The 14434-nt window shown below is 53.0% G+C and carries 14 protein-coding genes; 8 read left to right on the plus strand and 6 right to left on the minus strand.

Translation table 11 applies throughout. The features are described from left to right. Positions 1 to 9 precede the first annotated feature (9 nt). The 3 genes from dapA to MYB54_RS15740 form a co-directional block, all read right to left on the minus strand. Positions 10 to 888, minus strand: a complete 879-nt coding sequence (gene dapA / locus MYB54_RS15730; protein WP_010286511.1) for a 4-hydroxy-tetrahydrodipicolinate synthase — start codon at positions 886 to 888, stop codon at positions 10 to 12. A 214-nt stretch (positions 889 to 1102) separates the two neighbouring features. After that, positions 1103 to 1465 carry a cupin domain-containing protein gene (locus tag MYB54_RS15735; protein WP_014914596.1) on the minus strand — a complete coding sequence of 121 codons (363 nt, stop codon included), beginning with the start codon at positions 1463 to 1465 and terminating at the stop codon, positions 1103 to 1105. Positions 1466 to 1541: 76 nt separating this feature from the next. Then, the gene (locus tag MYB54_RS15740) at positions 1542 to 2354 is read right to left on the minus strand and encodes an AraC family transcriptional regulator (protein WP_248721040.1); all 813 of its coding nucleotides are present in this window, start codon (positions 2352 to 2354) and stop codon (positions 1542 to 1544) included. 230 nt (positions 2355 to 2584) lie between these two features. Here MYB54_RS15740 and MYB54_RS15745 point away from each other — a divergent pair, with 230 nt between their 5' ends. From MYB54_RS15745 to arsC, 4 genes are all read left to right on the plus strand, one after another. Next, positions 2585 to 3136, plus strand: coding sequence for a glycine cleavage system transcriptional repressor (locus MYB54_RS15745; protein ID WP_010286503.1), 552 nt, complete (start codon positions 2585 to 2587; stop codon positions 3134 to 3136). Between the two features lie 62 nt (positions 3137 to 3198). Next, a complete protein-coding gene (gene bcp, locus MYB54_RS15750) occupies positions 3199 to 3666 on the plus strand; it encodes a thioredoxin-dependent thiol peroxidase (protein WP_010286501.1) in 468 nt (155 codons plus the stop codon). Between the two features lie 169 nt (positions 3667 to 3835). Further along, complete coding sequence (bepA, locus tag MYB54_RS15755; protein ID WP_043901826.1) at positions 3836 to 5299, plus strand: beta-barrel assembly-enhancing protease; 1464 nt, start codon at positions 3836 to 3838, stop codon at positions 5297 to 5299. 14 nt (positions 5300 to 5313) lie between these two features. Beyond that, on the plus strand, positions 5314 to 5685 hold the full coding sequence (gene arsC, locus MYB54_RS15760; RefSeq protein ID WP_039498784.1) for an arsenate reductase (glutaredoxin): 372 nt from the start codon (positions 5314 to 5316) through the stop codon (positions 5683 to 5685). Between the two features lie 61 nt (positions 5686 to 5746). Here arsC and hda read toward each other — a convergent pair whose 3' ends face one another. The 3 genes from hda to upp all read right to left on the minus strand — a co-directional run bounded on the left by hda (position 5747) and on the right by upp (position 8812). Further along, the gene (gene hda, locus MYB54_RS15765) at positions 5747 to 6454 is read right to left on the minus strand and encodes a DnaA inactivator Hda (protein ID WP_005976214.1); all 708 of its coding nucleotides are present in this window, start codon (positions 6452 to 6454) and stop codon (positions 5747 to 5749) included. Between the two features lie 100 nt (positions 6455 to 6554). Next, entirely contained in the window at positions 6555 to 7844 is a 1290-nt protein-coding gene (uraA, locus tag MYB54_RS15770; protein ID WP_014914592.1) for a uracil permease, read from the minus strand. Between the two features lie 341 nt (positions 7845 to 8185). Further along, entirely contained in the window at positions 8186 to 8812 is a 627-nt protein-coding gene (gene upp, locus MYB54_RS15775) for a uracil phosphoribosyltransferase (RefSeq protein ID WP_010286492.1), read from the minus strand. A 337-nt stretch (positions 8813 to 9149) separates the two neighbouring features. Between upp and purM the strand changes: the two genes are divergently transcribed. The 4 genes from purM (at position 9150) to MYB54_RS15795 (ending at position 14322) form a co-directional block, all read left to right on the plus strand. After that, positions 9150 to 10187, plus strand: coding sequence for a phosphoribosylformylglycinamidine cyclo-ligase (gene purM, locus MYB54_RS15780; RefSeq protein WP_010286490.1), 1038 nt, complete (start codon positions 9150 to 9152; stop codon positions 10185 to 10187). Beyond that, a complete protein-coding gene (purN, locus tag MYB54_RS15785) occupies positions 10187 to 10825 on the plus strand; it encodes a phosphoribosylglycinamide formyltransferase (protein WP_014914590.1) in 639 nt (212 codons plus the stop codon). Before purM ends, purN begins: the two co-directional genes overlap by 1 nt. 271 nt (positions 10826 to 11096) lie before the next feature. After that, positions 11097 to 12203: an ABC transporter substrate-binding protein gene (locus MYB54_RS15790; protein ID WP_014914589.1), complete on the plus strand. Its 1107-nt coding sequence runs from the start codon at positions 11097 to 11099 to the stop codon at positions 12201 to 12203. Continuing rightward, complete coding sequence (locus tag MYB54_RS15795) at positions 12196 to 14322, plus strand: TonB-dependent siderophore receptor (RefSeq protein WP_014914588.1); 2127 nt, start codon at positions 12196 to 12198, stop codon at positions 14320 to 14322. The genes MYB54_RS15790 and MYB54_RS15795 overlap by 8 nt, the downstream gene beginning before the upstream one ends. Positions 14323 to 14434 lie beyond the last annotated feature (112 nt).

Raw genomic sequence — 14434 nt, forward strand, 5'->3', positions numbered from 1 at the left:
CCCTAACGATTACAGCAAACCCGCTTGCTTAAGTGCTTGCCCCATCACCGTACGACCGGAATCGGTCAGCGGTGTCATCGGCAGGCGCAGCGTATCGGTCGCCATGAGTCCCAATTCCTTACAGGCCCACTTCACCGGAATAGGATTGGGTTCAACAAATAATTTCTGATGCAGTGGCATCAGGCGCTGATTTAAACGGCGCGCTTCAACAAAATTGCCCTGTGCCGCCAGCTTGCAAAGTTCCGCCATTTCACGCGCAGCAATGTTCGCCGTTACGGAAATCACACCGTTACCACCGAGTTGCATAAAGTCCAGACCGCTGGCGTCGTCGCCGCTCAGCAAAATGAAGTCTTCACTAACCAGCTCTTGGATCTGGCTTACCCGACTTAAGTTCCCCGTCGCTTCTTTAATTGCGACAATATTTTTCACTTCGGACAAACGGGCAACGGTTTCCGGCAGCATGTCGCAGCCGGTGCGGGAAGGTACGTTATACAGGATTTGCGGCAGATCGGTATGCTCGGCAATCGCTTTGAAGTGCTGGTACAGGCCTTCCTGCGTCGGTTTATTGTAGTACGGTGTAACCGTCAGGCAGCCAACAACACCGGTGCCATGGAAGCGTTTAGTCAGTGAAACGCCTTCAGCGGTAGCATTCGCACCGGTTCCAGCGATGACAGGAATACGTCCGTCGCTCAGTTCCAGCGTCAGCAGCACAACATCGCCATGCTCGTCGTGACTCAGCGTGGCGGATTCCCCCGTCGTGCCGACAGAGACAATCGCCGATGTACCGCTAGCGACATGATAATCAATCAGTTTTTTCAAGCTCGCCCGATCGACGGCGCCTTTGGCGTCCATCGGCGTAACTAGCGCAACAATACTTCCCGTAAACATTGGCCATCCCCTCCACAAACAAGTGCTTCATGGTACTTTTGACTTCTATGCAAAAGCAAGCGGACAAGGGCGTTGTAGGTGCCTGACGCAGGTTTTTTTATGACGCAGTAAACGAAATTAAAAATGCTTCTGACGTTTTGGTACAAAAGCAGCCCGTTTACTGCGACTTATCCGTCACTCGCGGGACGTTTCAGGTTGTTTTTTACTCAACCGGTCAAATCCAAATATCATTTTCAGCCGTCCGCTCGCCGCCTTCATGACCCGTATTCAGCACGCCTTTCGGTTCAATGAGCAGCATTTTTACTTCGTGCTCTGCATAAGGCTTATGTTCAACGCCGCTTGGGACAACGTACATTTCCCCAGCATTGATATGCACATTGCCGTCACGAAAATCGATTCTCAGTTGGCCTTCCAGCACGATGAACGTTTCGTCCGTTTCGGGATGGGAATGCCAGATAAAATCGCCCTGAATTTTAACGATTTTAAACTGATAGTCATTCATCTCAGCGATCACTTTCGGCTGCCAGCGATCGTCAAATAACGCTAATTTTTGGGCAAAATTAATGGATTTATACATATCGTCTCTCCTTATGATGACGCCCTCAGGCTAGCGAAGCAGAGTACCGGTTGTATTGAACGATTGTGCAAGCAGGCTAAAGCGCAGTGAACATGCGCTGCCAGTGGCCGGGAGAAAGGCCAAATGCCTTTACGAAATGGCGCGTCATATGGCTTTGATCGGCGAAACCGGCTTGAGCAGCAATATCGACGAGGCTGCCACCAGCTAGCATGAGTCGCCGACAGTGTTCGAGACGGCGCATGGTGACGTAGCGGTACGGCGTCGTGCCGAAGAGTGCGCGGAAATCGCGTGTCAGACTCCAGCGATCCCGACCGCTCACCTGTGCCAGCTCATCAAGCGTAATGGTCTTATCAAAAGCATCATGAATATATTCACGCGCCCGCTCGGCAGCGTGATAGTCAAACAAACGCCGCGGATGCCGCTGCCCACCCACGGCCGATAGTGCCTGCGCCAGATCGTAGAGCACATCGTCTTCTTCCAACTCATCAAACGCCTCTTCCATTGCTCTGAGCAGCGGTTCTGTTGCCGCAAACAGACGTGGATCGTTGGATATACCGCCGTTAATGAAGGGCAAAGGTTTACCACCGAGTATTTTTTGAATCAGCGCGGGCTCAACGTAAATCATGCGGTACTGAAATCCGTCGACAGAACCCGCTTCGCCATCATGAATCTCATCCGGATGAAGCACCAGCGTTCCCCCCGACACGCTATTGCACAGGCTGCCGCGATAGTGAAAACGCTGCACACCGGATAGCGTCCGTCCAATCGCATAGGTATCGTGCCGGTGGGGATCGTAGCCATGGCCACGGAAAAAAGCCTCAATTCGTTCGAACGAGGCGGGATGCTGAGCCTGTTTTACCCAGTCGTTGTTTATTTGATGGCGTCGCATGATGAAAGGCGCTTTATCTCCAATGACCAGTGCTTACCTTATCGCGGAATGTCTACAATCACGAAATATTGTCTGATATACCGCAAGCGGCGTTAAAAATTGCTCCAGTTTTTTACGGTGGGCTATCCCTGCCCACCGCCCTTCGGGCCGCCGCAAGCGGCGTTAAAAATTGCTCCAGGCAATTTTTTATGTTTACCATGTGATTAATGGGAAAAAAGACAGGAAGCATGATGTTGCCAAGCTCACAAGAACACTATCTGGTTATTACCGCGCTGGGAGTCGATCGCCCCGGTATTGTCAATGCGATTACGCGCCACGTCAGTAGCTGTGGCTGCAACATCGAAGATAGCCGTCTTGCTATGCTGGGCAAAGAGTTCACCTTCATTATGCTGCTGTCCGGTAGCTGGAACGCAATAACGCTGATTGAATCAACCCTGCCGCTGAAAGGCGCGGAGATGGATTTGCTGATCGTGATGAAGCGGACGGAGTCACAGGCTAGCCAACCAACCCCTTCTACCGTCTGGGTGAAGGTTGACGTTGCCGACTCCCCTCACATCATCGAACGTTTTACCGATTTGTTCGATTCTCATCAGCTAAACATTGCTGAGCTGGTTTCAAAAACCCAGCCCGCCGAGGGTGACAAGCCGCCGCAGCTGTATATTCAGATTGCCGCACACAGTTCTGCCACGCTGGATAGCTCAATTATTGAGCCAGCCTTTCATCAGCTATGTACAGAATTGCACGCACAAGGCAGTATTAGCGTCGTTAACTATGCCCAGTAGCATAACGCTGAAAGATTATGGGTATATCCACAGCATGAAGAGAAACAAGACGGAGAGTCGTGATGAACACACTGAAAGCCGGTGATATTGCACCGAAATTTAGCTTGCCCGACCAAGATGGCGAACAAGTAAATTTAACCGACTTCCAGGGACAGAAAGTGTTGGTGTATTTCTACCCTAAAGCGATGACGCCAGGATGCACCGTTCAGGCCTGCGGCCTGCGCGATAATATGGACGATTTGAAAAAACATGGCGTTGAAGTCCTCGGTATTAGCACGGACAAATCAGAAAAGCTGTCCCGCTTCGTCGAGAAAGAAGTCTTAAATTTCACGCTGCTTTCTGATGAAGATCATCAGGTTTCAGAAGGATTTGGCGTTTGGGGAGAAAAAACCTTCATGGGGAAAACCTATGACGGTATTCATCGCATCAGCTTCTTGATCGACGAAAACGGCAAGGTAGAGAAGGTTTTTGACGACTTCAAAACCAGCAACCACCACGACATCGTTCTCGATTATCTGAAAAACGCCTGATTCGCGGTTTTCAGCTCGTCCACCGGCACCGTCATACGTGCCGGTTTTCTCTGCCATTCTCTCTCTTCACCACGTTTTTCCCGCTCGGGCATTTCTTTGTCTGCCATCGCTGGCTAAGATAGTCAGCAGAATGTTTTCACGTTAGCTGTTGATAAGGTTATCTTCCGTTATGTCTATTCGGTTAAGAAAAACGGTCATGTCCGTCCTGTTTGGGACATTACTGGCTGGCAACCTGCTTCCTGCTCAGGCCGACACGCAGGATCGGCTGCCGGATATCGGCACCACCGCAGGCGGTACGCTCAGTATCAATCAGGAGCTGGCAATGGGCGATTTTTACGTCCGCCAGCTGCGAGCGGGTGCGCCGCTTATCAACGATCCGCTGCTGTCCAATTACATTAATCAGCTCGGCAACAGATTGGTCAAACAGGCTGATTCGGTGCGTACGCCGTTCCATTTTTACCTAATCCGTAATGACGACATCAACGCCTTCGCCTTCTTCGGCGGCAACGTAGTGCTGCATTCCGCGCTGTTTCGCTACGCCGATAGCGAAAGCGAGCTGGCCTCGGTGCTGGCACATGAAATCTCTCACGTTACCCAGCGCCATCTGGCACGAAGCATGGAATCACAGCAGCGTAGCGCCCCACTCACCTGGGTCGGCGCGCTCGGTTCTATTCTGCTGGCGATGGCCAACCCACAGTTGGGAATGGCGGCGCTCAGCGGCACGCTGGCGGGCGCGCAGCAGGGCATGATTACGTTCACGCAGGCGAACGAGCAGGAAGCCGACCGTATCGGTATTCAGGTATTGCAGCGCGCGGGCTTTGATCCGCAGGCCATGCCGAACTTCCTGCAAAAGCTGGCGGACCAATCTCGCTATGCCTCCAGACCGCCGGAAATGTTGCTGACTCACCCCTTGCCGGAAAGCCGCCTGTCCGATGCCCGCAACCGCGCCAACCAGATGCGCTCAACGCCGGTGCAATCTTCTCAGGATTTCCTGTTCGCCAAAATACGCACCTTTGGTATGTATGGCTCACCGGAACGTCCGCTGAACAACGATCTGCTGGAGCAATGGGAAAAAGGCAACGTACGAGAGCAACTGGCCGCGAAATATGGCCGCGCGATACAGCTTTATCAGGCGAAGAAGTACGATGAAGCACGTAATGTGCTGCAACCGCTGCTAAGCAGCGCGCCTGAAAATCCGTGGTTTCTGGATATGATGACGGATATCGATCTGGGACAAAGTCGCGCGACACAGGCTATCGCCCGTTTACAAAACGTGCCCGGAATGCAGGCGAACCCGGTACTTCAGCTTAATCTGGCGAATGCCTATGTGGAAGGGAAACAGCCCGCTGCCGCCAGCAAAATACTGTATCGCTACACCTACGCGCACCCTGACGATTCGAACGGCTGGGATCTGCTGGCACAAGCCGCAGCAGCACAAGGACAGCGGGCAGAAGAACTGGCCGCACGAGCGGAGAGTCTGGCACTCAGCGGCCAGCTCGATCAATCTATTCGGTTACTGAGCAACGCGAGTTCACTGGTTAAATTGGGGAGTCTGGAACAGGCGCGTTACGACGCCCGCATTGACCAGCTCCGCCAGTTGCAGCAGCGCTTCCGCCAGTACCAGAAATCCTGATAAGGAGCATGACGATGACACCGTCCTCAACCCAAACACCTGTGACGATTTACCACAACCCACGCTGCTCCAAGAGCCGTGAAACGCTGGCGCTGCTACAGGAACACAATATCACGCCCAACGTCGTGCTCTATCTCGACACGCCGCCCGATGCCGCAACGCTGGCTCAGCTTATCAAGCAGTTGGGCTTGACTAGCGCGCGCGAATTGATGAGAACCAAAGAAGAGATTTATCAGCAGTTGGGGCTGGCCGATGCCGCACTAACGGAAGCGCAGCTGATTCAGGCGATGATCGATAATCCGAAGCTCATCGAGCGCCCTATCGTCGTGGCACAAGGTCAGGCACGTATTGGCCGTCCGCCGGAACAGGTGCTGGAAATACTGTAGTTGTAGGTAAAACGATAGCCGTAAGCGATCCTCAACGACGATCGTTAATAACGATCGTTAACTACAGCCCGAGGATCTCTTTCACAAAAGGAATGGTCAGCTTGCGCTGTGCGGTGATGGAAGCATGGTCGAGCTGATCGAGCGTCATAAATAACGTACGCATTTCCCGATCCAGGCGCTTAAGCAGAAAACGGCTGACGTCTTCCGGCAATTCGAATCCGCGCAGTCTGGCACGCAGCTGTAGCGCTTCCCCTTTTTCGTCATCCGACAATGGTTGCAGCTTGTAGATTTGTCCCCAATCAAGGCGAGAAGCCAGATCGGGCAGACGTAAATTCAGCTGACGCGGCGGACGATCGCCAGTAATCAACAGCCGAGCACGCCCTGTTTCCTGAATGCGGTTATACAGATTAAACACCGCCATTTCCCACTCTTCATCGCCCGCGATAGATTCGATGTTGTCGATACACACCAGCGCCAGCTGCTCCATCCCTTCCAGCACATCGGGTACAAAGTAGGCACGTTTATCCAGCGGCACATAGCCCACCGCACGTTCCTGACGCGACAATTCGGCGCAGGCAGCATGCAGCAAATGGCTGCGCCCGCCCCCTTCGCGTGACCAGAAATAGATGTAGCTACCATGCTCCTGATACAAAGCATTATTGACGGCGGCAAGAAGAGACGCGTTTTCACCCGGATAGAAACTGGCAAATGTTTCGTCATCGGGTAAGTAGAGTGGCAATGAAAGCTGTGCCGGCGTGTTCAGAATCACCTCAAGCAAAACGGGCAGGAAACGGATCGAGTTTATCACAGAAACCGGCCCCTGTTGAGGACGCGATACGCACGGCCTCAACAGGGGAGGAATAACGCGGTTATGAACGCGCGTCGTTCTCTTCCGGCGCATCGAGGATCTCTTCCTCTTTGCGGAACAGGCTGATGACCTTAAACACCAGACTCATGCCGATACCAACAACCGTCGCCAGCGCCATACCCTTCAGTTCGGTTGCGCCCAGGTGCACTTTCGCACCGCTGACGCCGATGATCAGAATCACTGAGGTCAGGATCAGATTCTGCGCTTTGTTGTAATCCACTTTGGATTCAATCAGCACGCGAATACCGGATGCACCAATTACGCCGTACAGCAGCAGCGATACGCCGCCCATAACGGGAACCGGTACAGCCTGAATCGCCGCCGCCAGTTTGCCCACGCAGGAGAGCAGAATCGCGAGGATTGCTGCACCGCCGATCACCCAGGTGCTGTACACTTTGGTAATCGCCAGCACGCCGATATTTTCGCCGTAGGTCGTGTTCGGTGTGGAGCCAAAGAAACCAGACAGCACGGTAGAAATGCCGTTGGCGAACATGGAGCGGTGCAGCCCCGGTTCACGCATCAGGTCTTTCTTCACGATATTCGCCGTCACCACCAGGTGACCAACGTGTTCCGCAATCACCACCAGCGCCGCAGGCAGAATCGCCAGAATGGCAAACCACTCAAAACGTGGCGTATAGAATGTCGGCATCGCGAACCAATGTGCTTCACGAATCGGAGTCAAATCCACCACGCCCAGCGCGAACGACAGCGCATAGCCCGCCAGTACCCCGATCAGAATCGGGATGATCGCCAGAAAACCGCGAAACAGCACCGAGCCCAGAATGGTGATTGCCAGCGTCGCCAGTGAAATCGTCACCGCAGTAGAATCGACAGAAGCGCCATCGGCAGGCAGCAGCCCAGCCATTCCCGCTGCGACACCCGCCAGTTCAAGACCGATAACGGCGACAATCGCCCCCATCGCCGCAGGCGGAAACAGCACATTTAGCCAGCCGGTGCCCGCTTTCTTAACAATCAGCGCCACCAGACAGAACAACACGCCGCACATAATGAAGCCACCCAGTGCAACTTCATACCCCAGCGGCAACAGCAGTAAAACCGGGGAAATAAACGCGAAGCTCGACCCCAAATACGCCGGGATTTTGCCCTTACAAATGAATAAATAAAGCAGCGTGCCCACACCGTTGAATAACAGTACGGTTGCCGGATTGATCTTGAACAGAATGGGTACCAGAACGGTAGCGCCAAACATCGCGAACAGATGCTGGAAACTCAACGGGATGGTTTGTAACAAGGGTGGTCGTTCACTTACCCCGATGGCGCGACGAGTCATCTTCAATATCCTCTGTAGTGTTACTATTTATGTGTGCAGGTAGACCCACACTTCTTATGTACTCGTAATACTTCAAGTTGCATGTGCGTTGGCTGCGGTCACTCACCCGAATCACTTACCTGAGTAAGCTCATCGGGATTCTTTCCCTTGCCGCCTTCCTGAAACTCGAATTATTTGGAGTTTCACAGCCAGACTTATCCCGCCCCACCGTAGTGAAGCAGGAATCTGTTGACTGCTGATGTATAAAAGAACCGCGTGTGACGTAACACAGGCCGTGGCGCACCATAGGAAATACTTAGGTTTACGCCAAAAAAAAGCCGACTATCAAGTCGGCTTACCTGTTATTTCGTACCAAATATTTTATCGCCCGCATCACCCAGGCCCGGCATGATGTAACCCTGCTCGTTGAGGCCTTTATCGATGGATGCCGTGTAAAGCTCGACATCTGGATGGGCTTTTTCCAGTGCGGCAATCCCTTCTGGAGCGGCAACCAGCACCAGCACCTTAATGCTGTGACAACCCGCTTTTTTCAGCAGATCGATCGTCGCGATCATTGAGCCACCGGTTGCCAGCATAGGGTCAACCACCAGCGCCATGCGCTCTTCGATATTGGAAACCAGCTTCTGGAAATAAGGAACAGGCTCCAGCGTCTCTTCATCACGGTAGATGCCGACAACGCTGATACGCGCGCTAGGGACATTTTCCAGCACGCCTTCCATCATTCCCAATCCTGCACGCAGAATCGGTACGACGGTAATTTTCTTGCCTTTGATCTGATCGACTTCAACCGGACCGCACCAGCCATCAATGGTGACTTTTTCGGTTGCCAGGTCAGCCGTCGCTTCGTAAGTCAGCAAACTTCCCACTTCGGAAGCCAGCTCACGAAAACGCTTCGTGCTAATATCGTTCTCACGCATCAAACCCAGTTTGTGTTTGACGAGTGGGTGTTTCACCTCGACGATCTTCATCATTATCTCCCCATCGGCTAGTGGACGGACAAAAACGCCAAACGCGTTTTTAAACACCGCTTGCGGCGGCCCGCAGGGCGGCGGGCACAAGAGCCCGTCGTAAAAAAAATCGCGGGATTATACCGCCTTTTTTACTTAGCGCCATATGATTAAGCCTGATCCAGATCAACCGAGAAGAGAAATTGTCGCCATTAACGAAAAATAGCCAGCCGATGACTCATCACTCGCAAACGATTGCCTACACTGTTAGAATTAGCGCGCATTATTTTTACCACAGTATGTTTTCTAAATACCGTGTTTTCTGAATACGACCCGTAACCTTCGTGGGGACTCAGCAGTGACCGACAAAACCTCTCTCAGCTATAAAGACGCAGGCGTGGATATCGATGCAGGCAATGCATTGGTCGACCGTATCAAAGGTGTAGTGAAACAGACCCGTCGCCCGGAAGTTATGGGTGGATTGGGTGGTTTCGGTGCCTTGTGCGCCTTACCGCAAAAATACCGCGAACCGATTCTGGTTTCCGGCACTGACGGAGTCGGCACCAAACTGCGCCTGGCGATGGACCTGAAACGCCACGATACGATTGGTATCGATCTGGTTGCAATGTGCGTGAACGACCTGGTCGTTCAGGGCGCTGAGCCGCTGTTCTTCCTCGACTATTACGCCACAGGCAAGCTGGATGTTGACACCGCTGCCAGTGTGATTACCGGTATCGCGGAAGGCTGTAAGCAATCAGGCTGTGCGCTGGTCGGTGGCGAAACCGCCGAAATGCCGGGTATGTATCACGGTGAAGACTACGACGTTGCCGGCTTCTGCGTCGGTGTCGTAGAAAAATCAGAAATTATTGACGGCAGCAAAGTGCAGAACGGCGATGTTCTGGTTGCCCTCGCTTCCAGCGGCCCGCACTCAAACGGCTATTCGCTGGTGCGCAAAGTGCTCGAAGTCAGCAAGACCGATCCAGAGCAGTTCGAGCTGGAAGGCAAATCACTGGCCGATCACCTGCTGGCCCCGACCAAAATCTACGTGAAATCTATACTGTCCCTGATTGAGAAAGTCGATGTCCACGCCATTTCTCACCTGACCGGCGGCGGCTTCTGGGAAAATATCCCACGCGTTCTGCCAGAAGGCATGCAGGCGACGATCGACGAATCCAGCTGGCAATGGCCTGCCGTTTTCAACTGGCTGCAACAGGCCGGTAATGTCAGCCGTCACGAAATGTATCGTACTTTCAACTGCGGTGTTGGTATGATCATCGCACTGCCAGCCGAACAGGCAGACGAGGCCGTTGCATTACTCAACAGCAGCGGCGAAAACGCATGGAAAATCGGCGTCATTACTCAAACCGATGCCGGAGACGCAGTGGTTATTAACTGATGAAAAACATCGTTGTGCTGATTTCAGGTCATGGAAGCAACTTACAGGCGTTGATTGACGCCTGTAAGAACGGACGCCTTAAAGGAAAGATCGTCGCCGTATTCAGTAATAATGCGGAGGCTTACGGGCTAGAACGCGCACAGGATGCGGATATTCCTACGTGCGTCCTGAACCCTGAAGACTTTGCCGACCGTGCCGCATTTGATGCCGCACTGGCAAATGAAATTGAGCAATATGAGCCGGCGCTGGTGGTTCTGGCAGGTTACATGCGGATTCTTAGCCCGGAATTTGTTGCCCAGTTTGCCGGCAAAATGCTGAACATTCATCCTTCTCTGCTGCCCAAATATCCCGGCCTGCATACACATCGCAAGGCACTGGAAAATGGCGATCGGGAACATGGGACATCCGTCCATTTCGTCACCGATGAACTGGATGGCGGCCCACTGATTCTGCAAGCGAAAGTGCCTGTATTCAGTGACGATACGGAAGAAAGCCTGAGCGAGCGCGTGAAGACGCACGAGCATACGATTTATCCGATGGTCATCAACTGGTTCCTGAACGGCAGACTGGTGATGCGTGATAATGAAGCCTGGCTGGACAGCGTGCGTATTCCACCACAGGGCTACGCTGCCGAGTGATGTTGTCAGCTCATCGCTTCATCATAGAGTAAGGCTCCCCTGCGGAGCCTTACTTTTTATTACGTCTTCTTTTCTACATCCACTCATTAATTATCACCCTTTTCCCTTCCCTCTCTGCGCTTTAAATATTTACTAATCTTTACGAAATAATCACTAAGACTCAGATAAAAAAGGACATTTCTATCAACCCAAATTACACACACTCTTCATCGGTTGAAAACGAAAATGACAATGATTATCTTTCCCCATCTTAAATTTTGTGAACTCCACCATGCGTACCGTCTTACTGCTTTGCCTGCTGTTTCTTAGCCCACTTTTGCAGGCAAAAACCGTCACCGACATTTTAGGCCGACAGGTCACGATCCCAGACAATCCTCAACGCATCATTCTTGGCGAGAGCCGCATGCTGTATACGCTGGCGTTGCTCCAACCTGATAATCCGGCAAAACATGTCGTCGGCTGGCCGGGAGATATGGCGCGCTACGATGCGCAGAGCTGGTCACGCTATATCGAAAAATTCCCACAGCTGAGCCAGATCCCCCAGTTAGGTAACGGCAGCCTGCAAGCGATGAATGCAGAGATGCTGCTGCCGTTAAAACCCGACATGGTCATTCTGCCACGGCTGGCAAAAAATGCGGCTAATGAAGACCTCCTGCAACAAACGCTGACCCGTGCGGGGATCCCGTTTATTTACGTCGATCTGCGTATCGATCTGCTTAACAACACATTGCCCAGTATTCATCTACTCGGTGAAGTACTGAATCAATCTTCGCGCGCTACCGCCTTCAGCAATTTCTATCAGCAGCATATGGACGTGATTCGCCAACGCATCGCGCAATATCACGGCAAGAAACCGACGGTCATGCTGCATCTGCATCTGGGCAGACGGGACACCTGCTGCACCACGGCGGTCGGCGGCAGCCTTGGCGATCTGCTGACTTTCGCTGGCGGCGAGAATATTGCCAGCGGCACCATCAATAGCGTCTACGGAGAGCTGAGCCCGGAGCGCGTGCTGGCCGCCAATCCCGACGTCTATATCGCCACCGGCATGGCAGGGCCGGAGGGCAAACGTTTCTCCAGCCTGATGCTCGGACCTCTGGTTAATGCAGAGCAGGCGAAAGAGAGCTTCGACACACTTATCCGTCAGGAACCTATTTTGTCTCACCTGCGCGCCGTGCAAACAGGCCATGCCTGGAGCATGTGGCACAACTTCTACCTCAGCCCGTACCACGTCGTCATGGTCGAAATGTTTGCCAAGGCGCTCTACCCGGAGCGATTTGCCGATATCGATCCGCAACAAACACTACAACAACTTTATCAGCAGTTTTTACCTATTGAATTTTCAGGGATTTATTGGAGTCAGATTTCACATGAATAAAAAGACCACGTTACGTCACGGCTGGCCGCTGCTGGCACTGTTGCCGTTTAGCATTCAGGCAGCCATCGTTGATGGCAAAGCAGACACAATAGTGGTAAACGCCACCACTGGCGATCAGGCAGGAAAAGAAGCCGGCTATCAGCCGCATAAAACCGTGACCGGCACCCGTACGGAAAGCCGCCTGCTGGATGTCCCGCAGGCCGTCAACGTCGTTCCGACTCAGGTACTCGACGATCGTGCGGTACGCAACATTGATGAAGCGCTGTATAACGTCAGCGGCATCACCCAGTCCAATACGCTGGGCGGCACACAGGATGCCATCATCAAACGTGGCTTCGGCGATAATCGCGACGGATCCATCTTTCGTGATGGCGTTCGCTCCATTCAGGCACGTAACTTTACGCCCAGCAGCGAACGCGTTGAAGTTCTGAAAGGTCCGGCTTCCATGCTCTACGGCATGGGCGAACCCGGCGGCGTGATCAATATCATCAGTAAGAAGCCCGAACTGGTACAGAAAACGCACATTGAAGGCTGGGGAAGCAGCTTCAAAGGCGGCGGCGGGCAGTTGGATGTCACCGGTCCGTTAGGTACGTCCGGCTTGGCTTACCGTATGGTGGTCGATCACGATGAAACTGATTACTGGCGCAACTTCGGGCGTAACCGCCAGACGACGGTTGCGCCGTCGCTGATGTGGTACGGCGAAGACACCACCGTGCGCGTAGCCTACGAACATATGGAATACCTGACACCTTTCGATCGCGGCACTCTTATCGATCCGGGGACGGGCAAGCCGGTTAATACGCCACGTGATCGCCGCTTTGATGAAAGCTACAATGCGACACGCGGCGATCAGGACAGCGTCACCATGCAGGTTGACCGTAATCTGAATGACCGCTGGAAAAGCAGCCTGACCTATTCGTATAACCGCAACCGCTACAGCGACAATCAGGCGCGGGCGATGAGTTATAACGCTAACACAGGAATACTGACTCGACGTGCAGATGCAACCGCCGATGCACATTCTCAGGCTCAAATCGTCCAACTGACGCTGAATGGCGATGTGGACTGGGGACGCATCAATCACCAATTGCTGCTTGGATTTGATTACGAAGCAGACAGAACATTCCGTGGTGATATGATTCGTGCAACAAAGAGCACATCTGGATTTGATATTTATAATCCGGTCTATGGGCAGCTCCCTGCGTCAACTAACGTTCTCGCCGCCGAAAGCGATCAGCGTGAAAATATCGATAGCAAAGCCTTCTTTATGCAAGATGCTATTCGTCTTAACGATCGCTGGCAGTTGCTGGGTGGTCTGCGTTATGACACGTTCGATACGATGTCTGGCAAAGGGCGTCCGTTTGTCACGCGTACTGACAGCACCTACAGTCGCGTTGTCCCACGTGCGGGTGTGGTTTATAGCCTGACATCCTATTCTTCGCTTTATGCCAGCTATAGTGAATCATTCAAACCGAACACCTCTATCGCTACACAAATCGATTCACTGCCACCAGAGTTAGGACGATCTTACGAAATAGGAACCAAATGGGACCTGCCCAACCGCATTACTGGTAACGTGGCGTTGTTCGATATTGAAAAACAAAACGTAATGGTGGACGAGCTGATAAATGGTCAAACGGTAACACGCACTGCAGGCACGGTACGTTCGCAAGGTGTCGAACTGGATCTGGCGGGCAATATCACCGATTCCTTAAGCCTGATCGGTTCCTATGCCTATACCGACGCTCGCGTCACTGCCGATCCAAAAAATAACGGCAAACGCATGCCTAACGCTGCGCGCCATACCGCCTCTCTGTTCCTGACGCAGGACTTCGGCAACATTGGTTTGGCGGCTGGTGACGATCTTCGTGCTGGCGCAGGCGCGCGCTACGTCAGCCGTCGCGCGGGTGATGCAGCAAATACCTTCTATCTGGATGATTACACCGTCGCCGATGCCTTTGTTGCCTATAGTCTGCCGCTCAACGGTTACAAGGTGAAATGGCAACTCAACGTGAAGAACCTGTTCGACCAGACCTATTATCCCTCCAGCGGTAACAATCTGCGCGTCGCCGTCGGTGAACCGCGTCAGGTGGTACTGCGCGCCAGCGTCGATTTCTGATGCACTTTCGCCCCGCGTCTCACCGATGCGGGGCACCTTGCTGTGTTTCATTCCACATTCAGCGTTCAGCACCAGCCTCCCCGCCGCTATACTAGCGTTGGCATACTCATGC

It is taken from the genome of Pectobacterium nicotianae (genome assembly GCF_023272715.1).
Lineage (GTDB): Bacteria > Pseudomonadota > Gammaproteobacteria > Enterobacterales > Enterobacteriaceae > Pectobacterium > Pectobacterium brasiliense.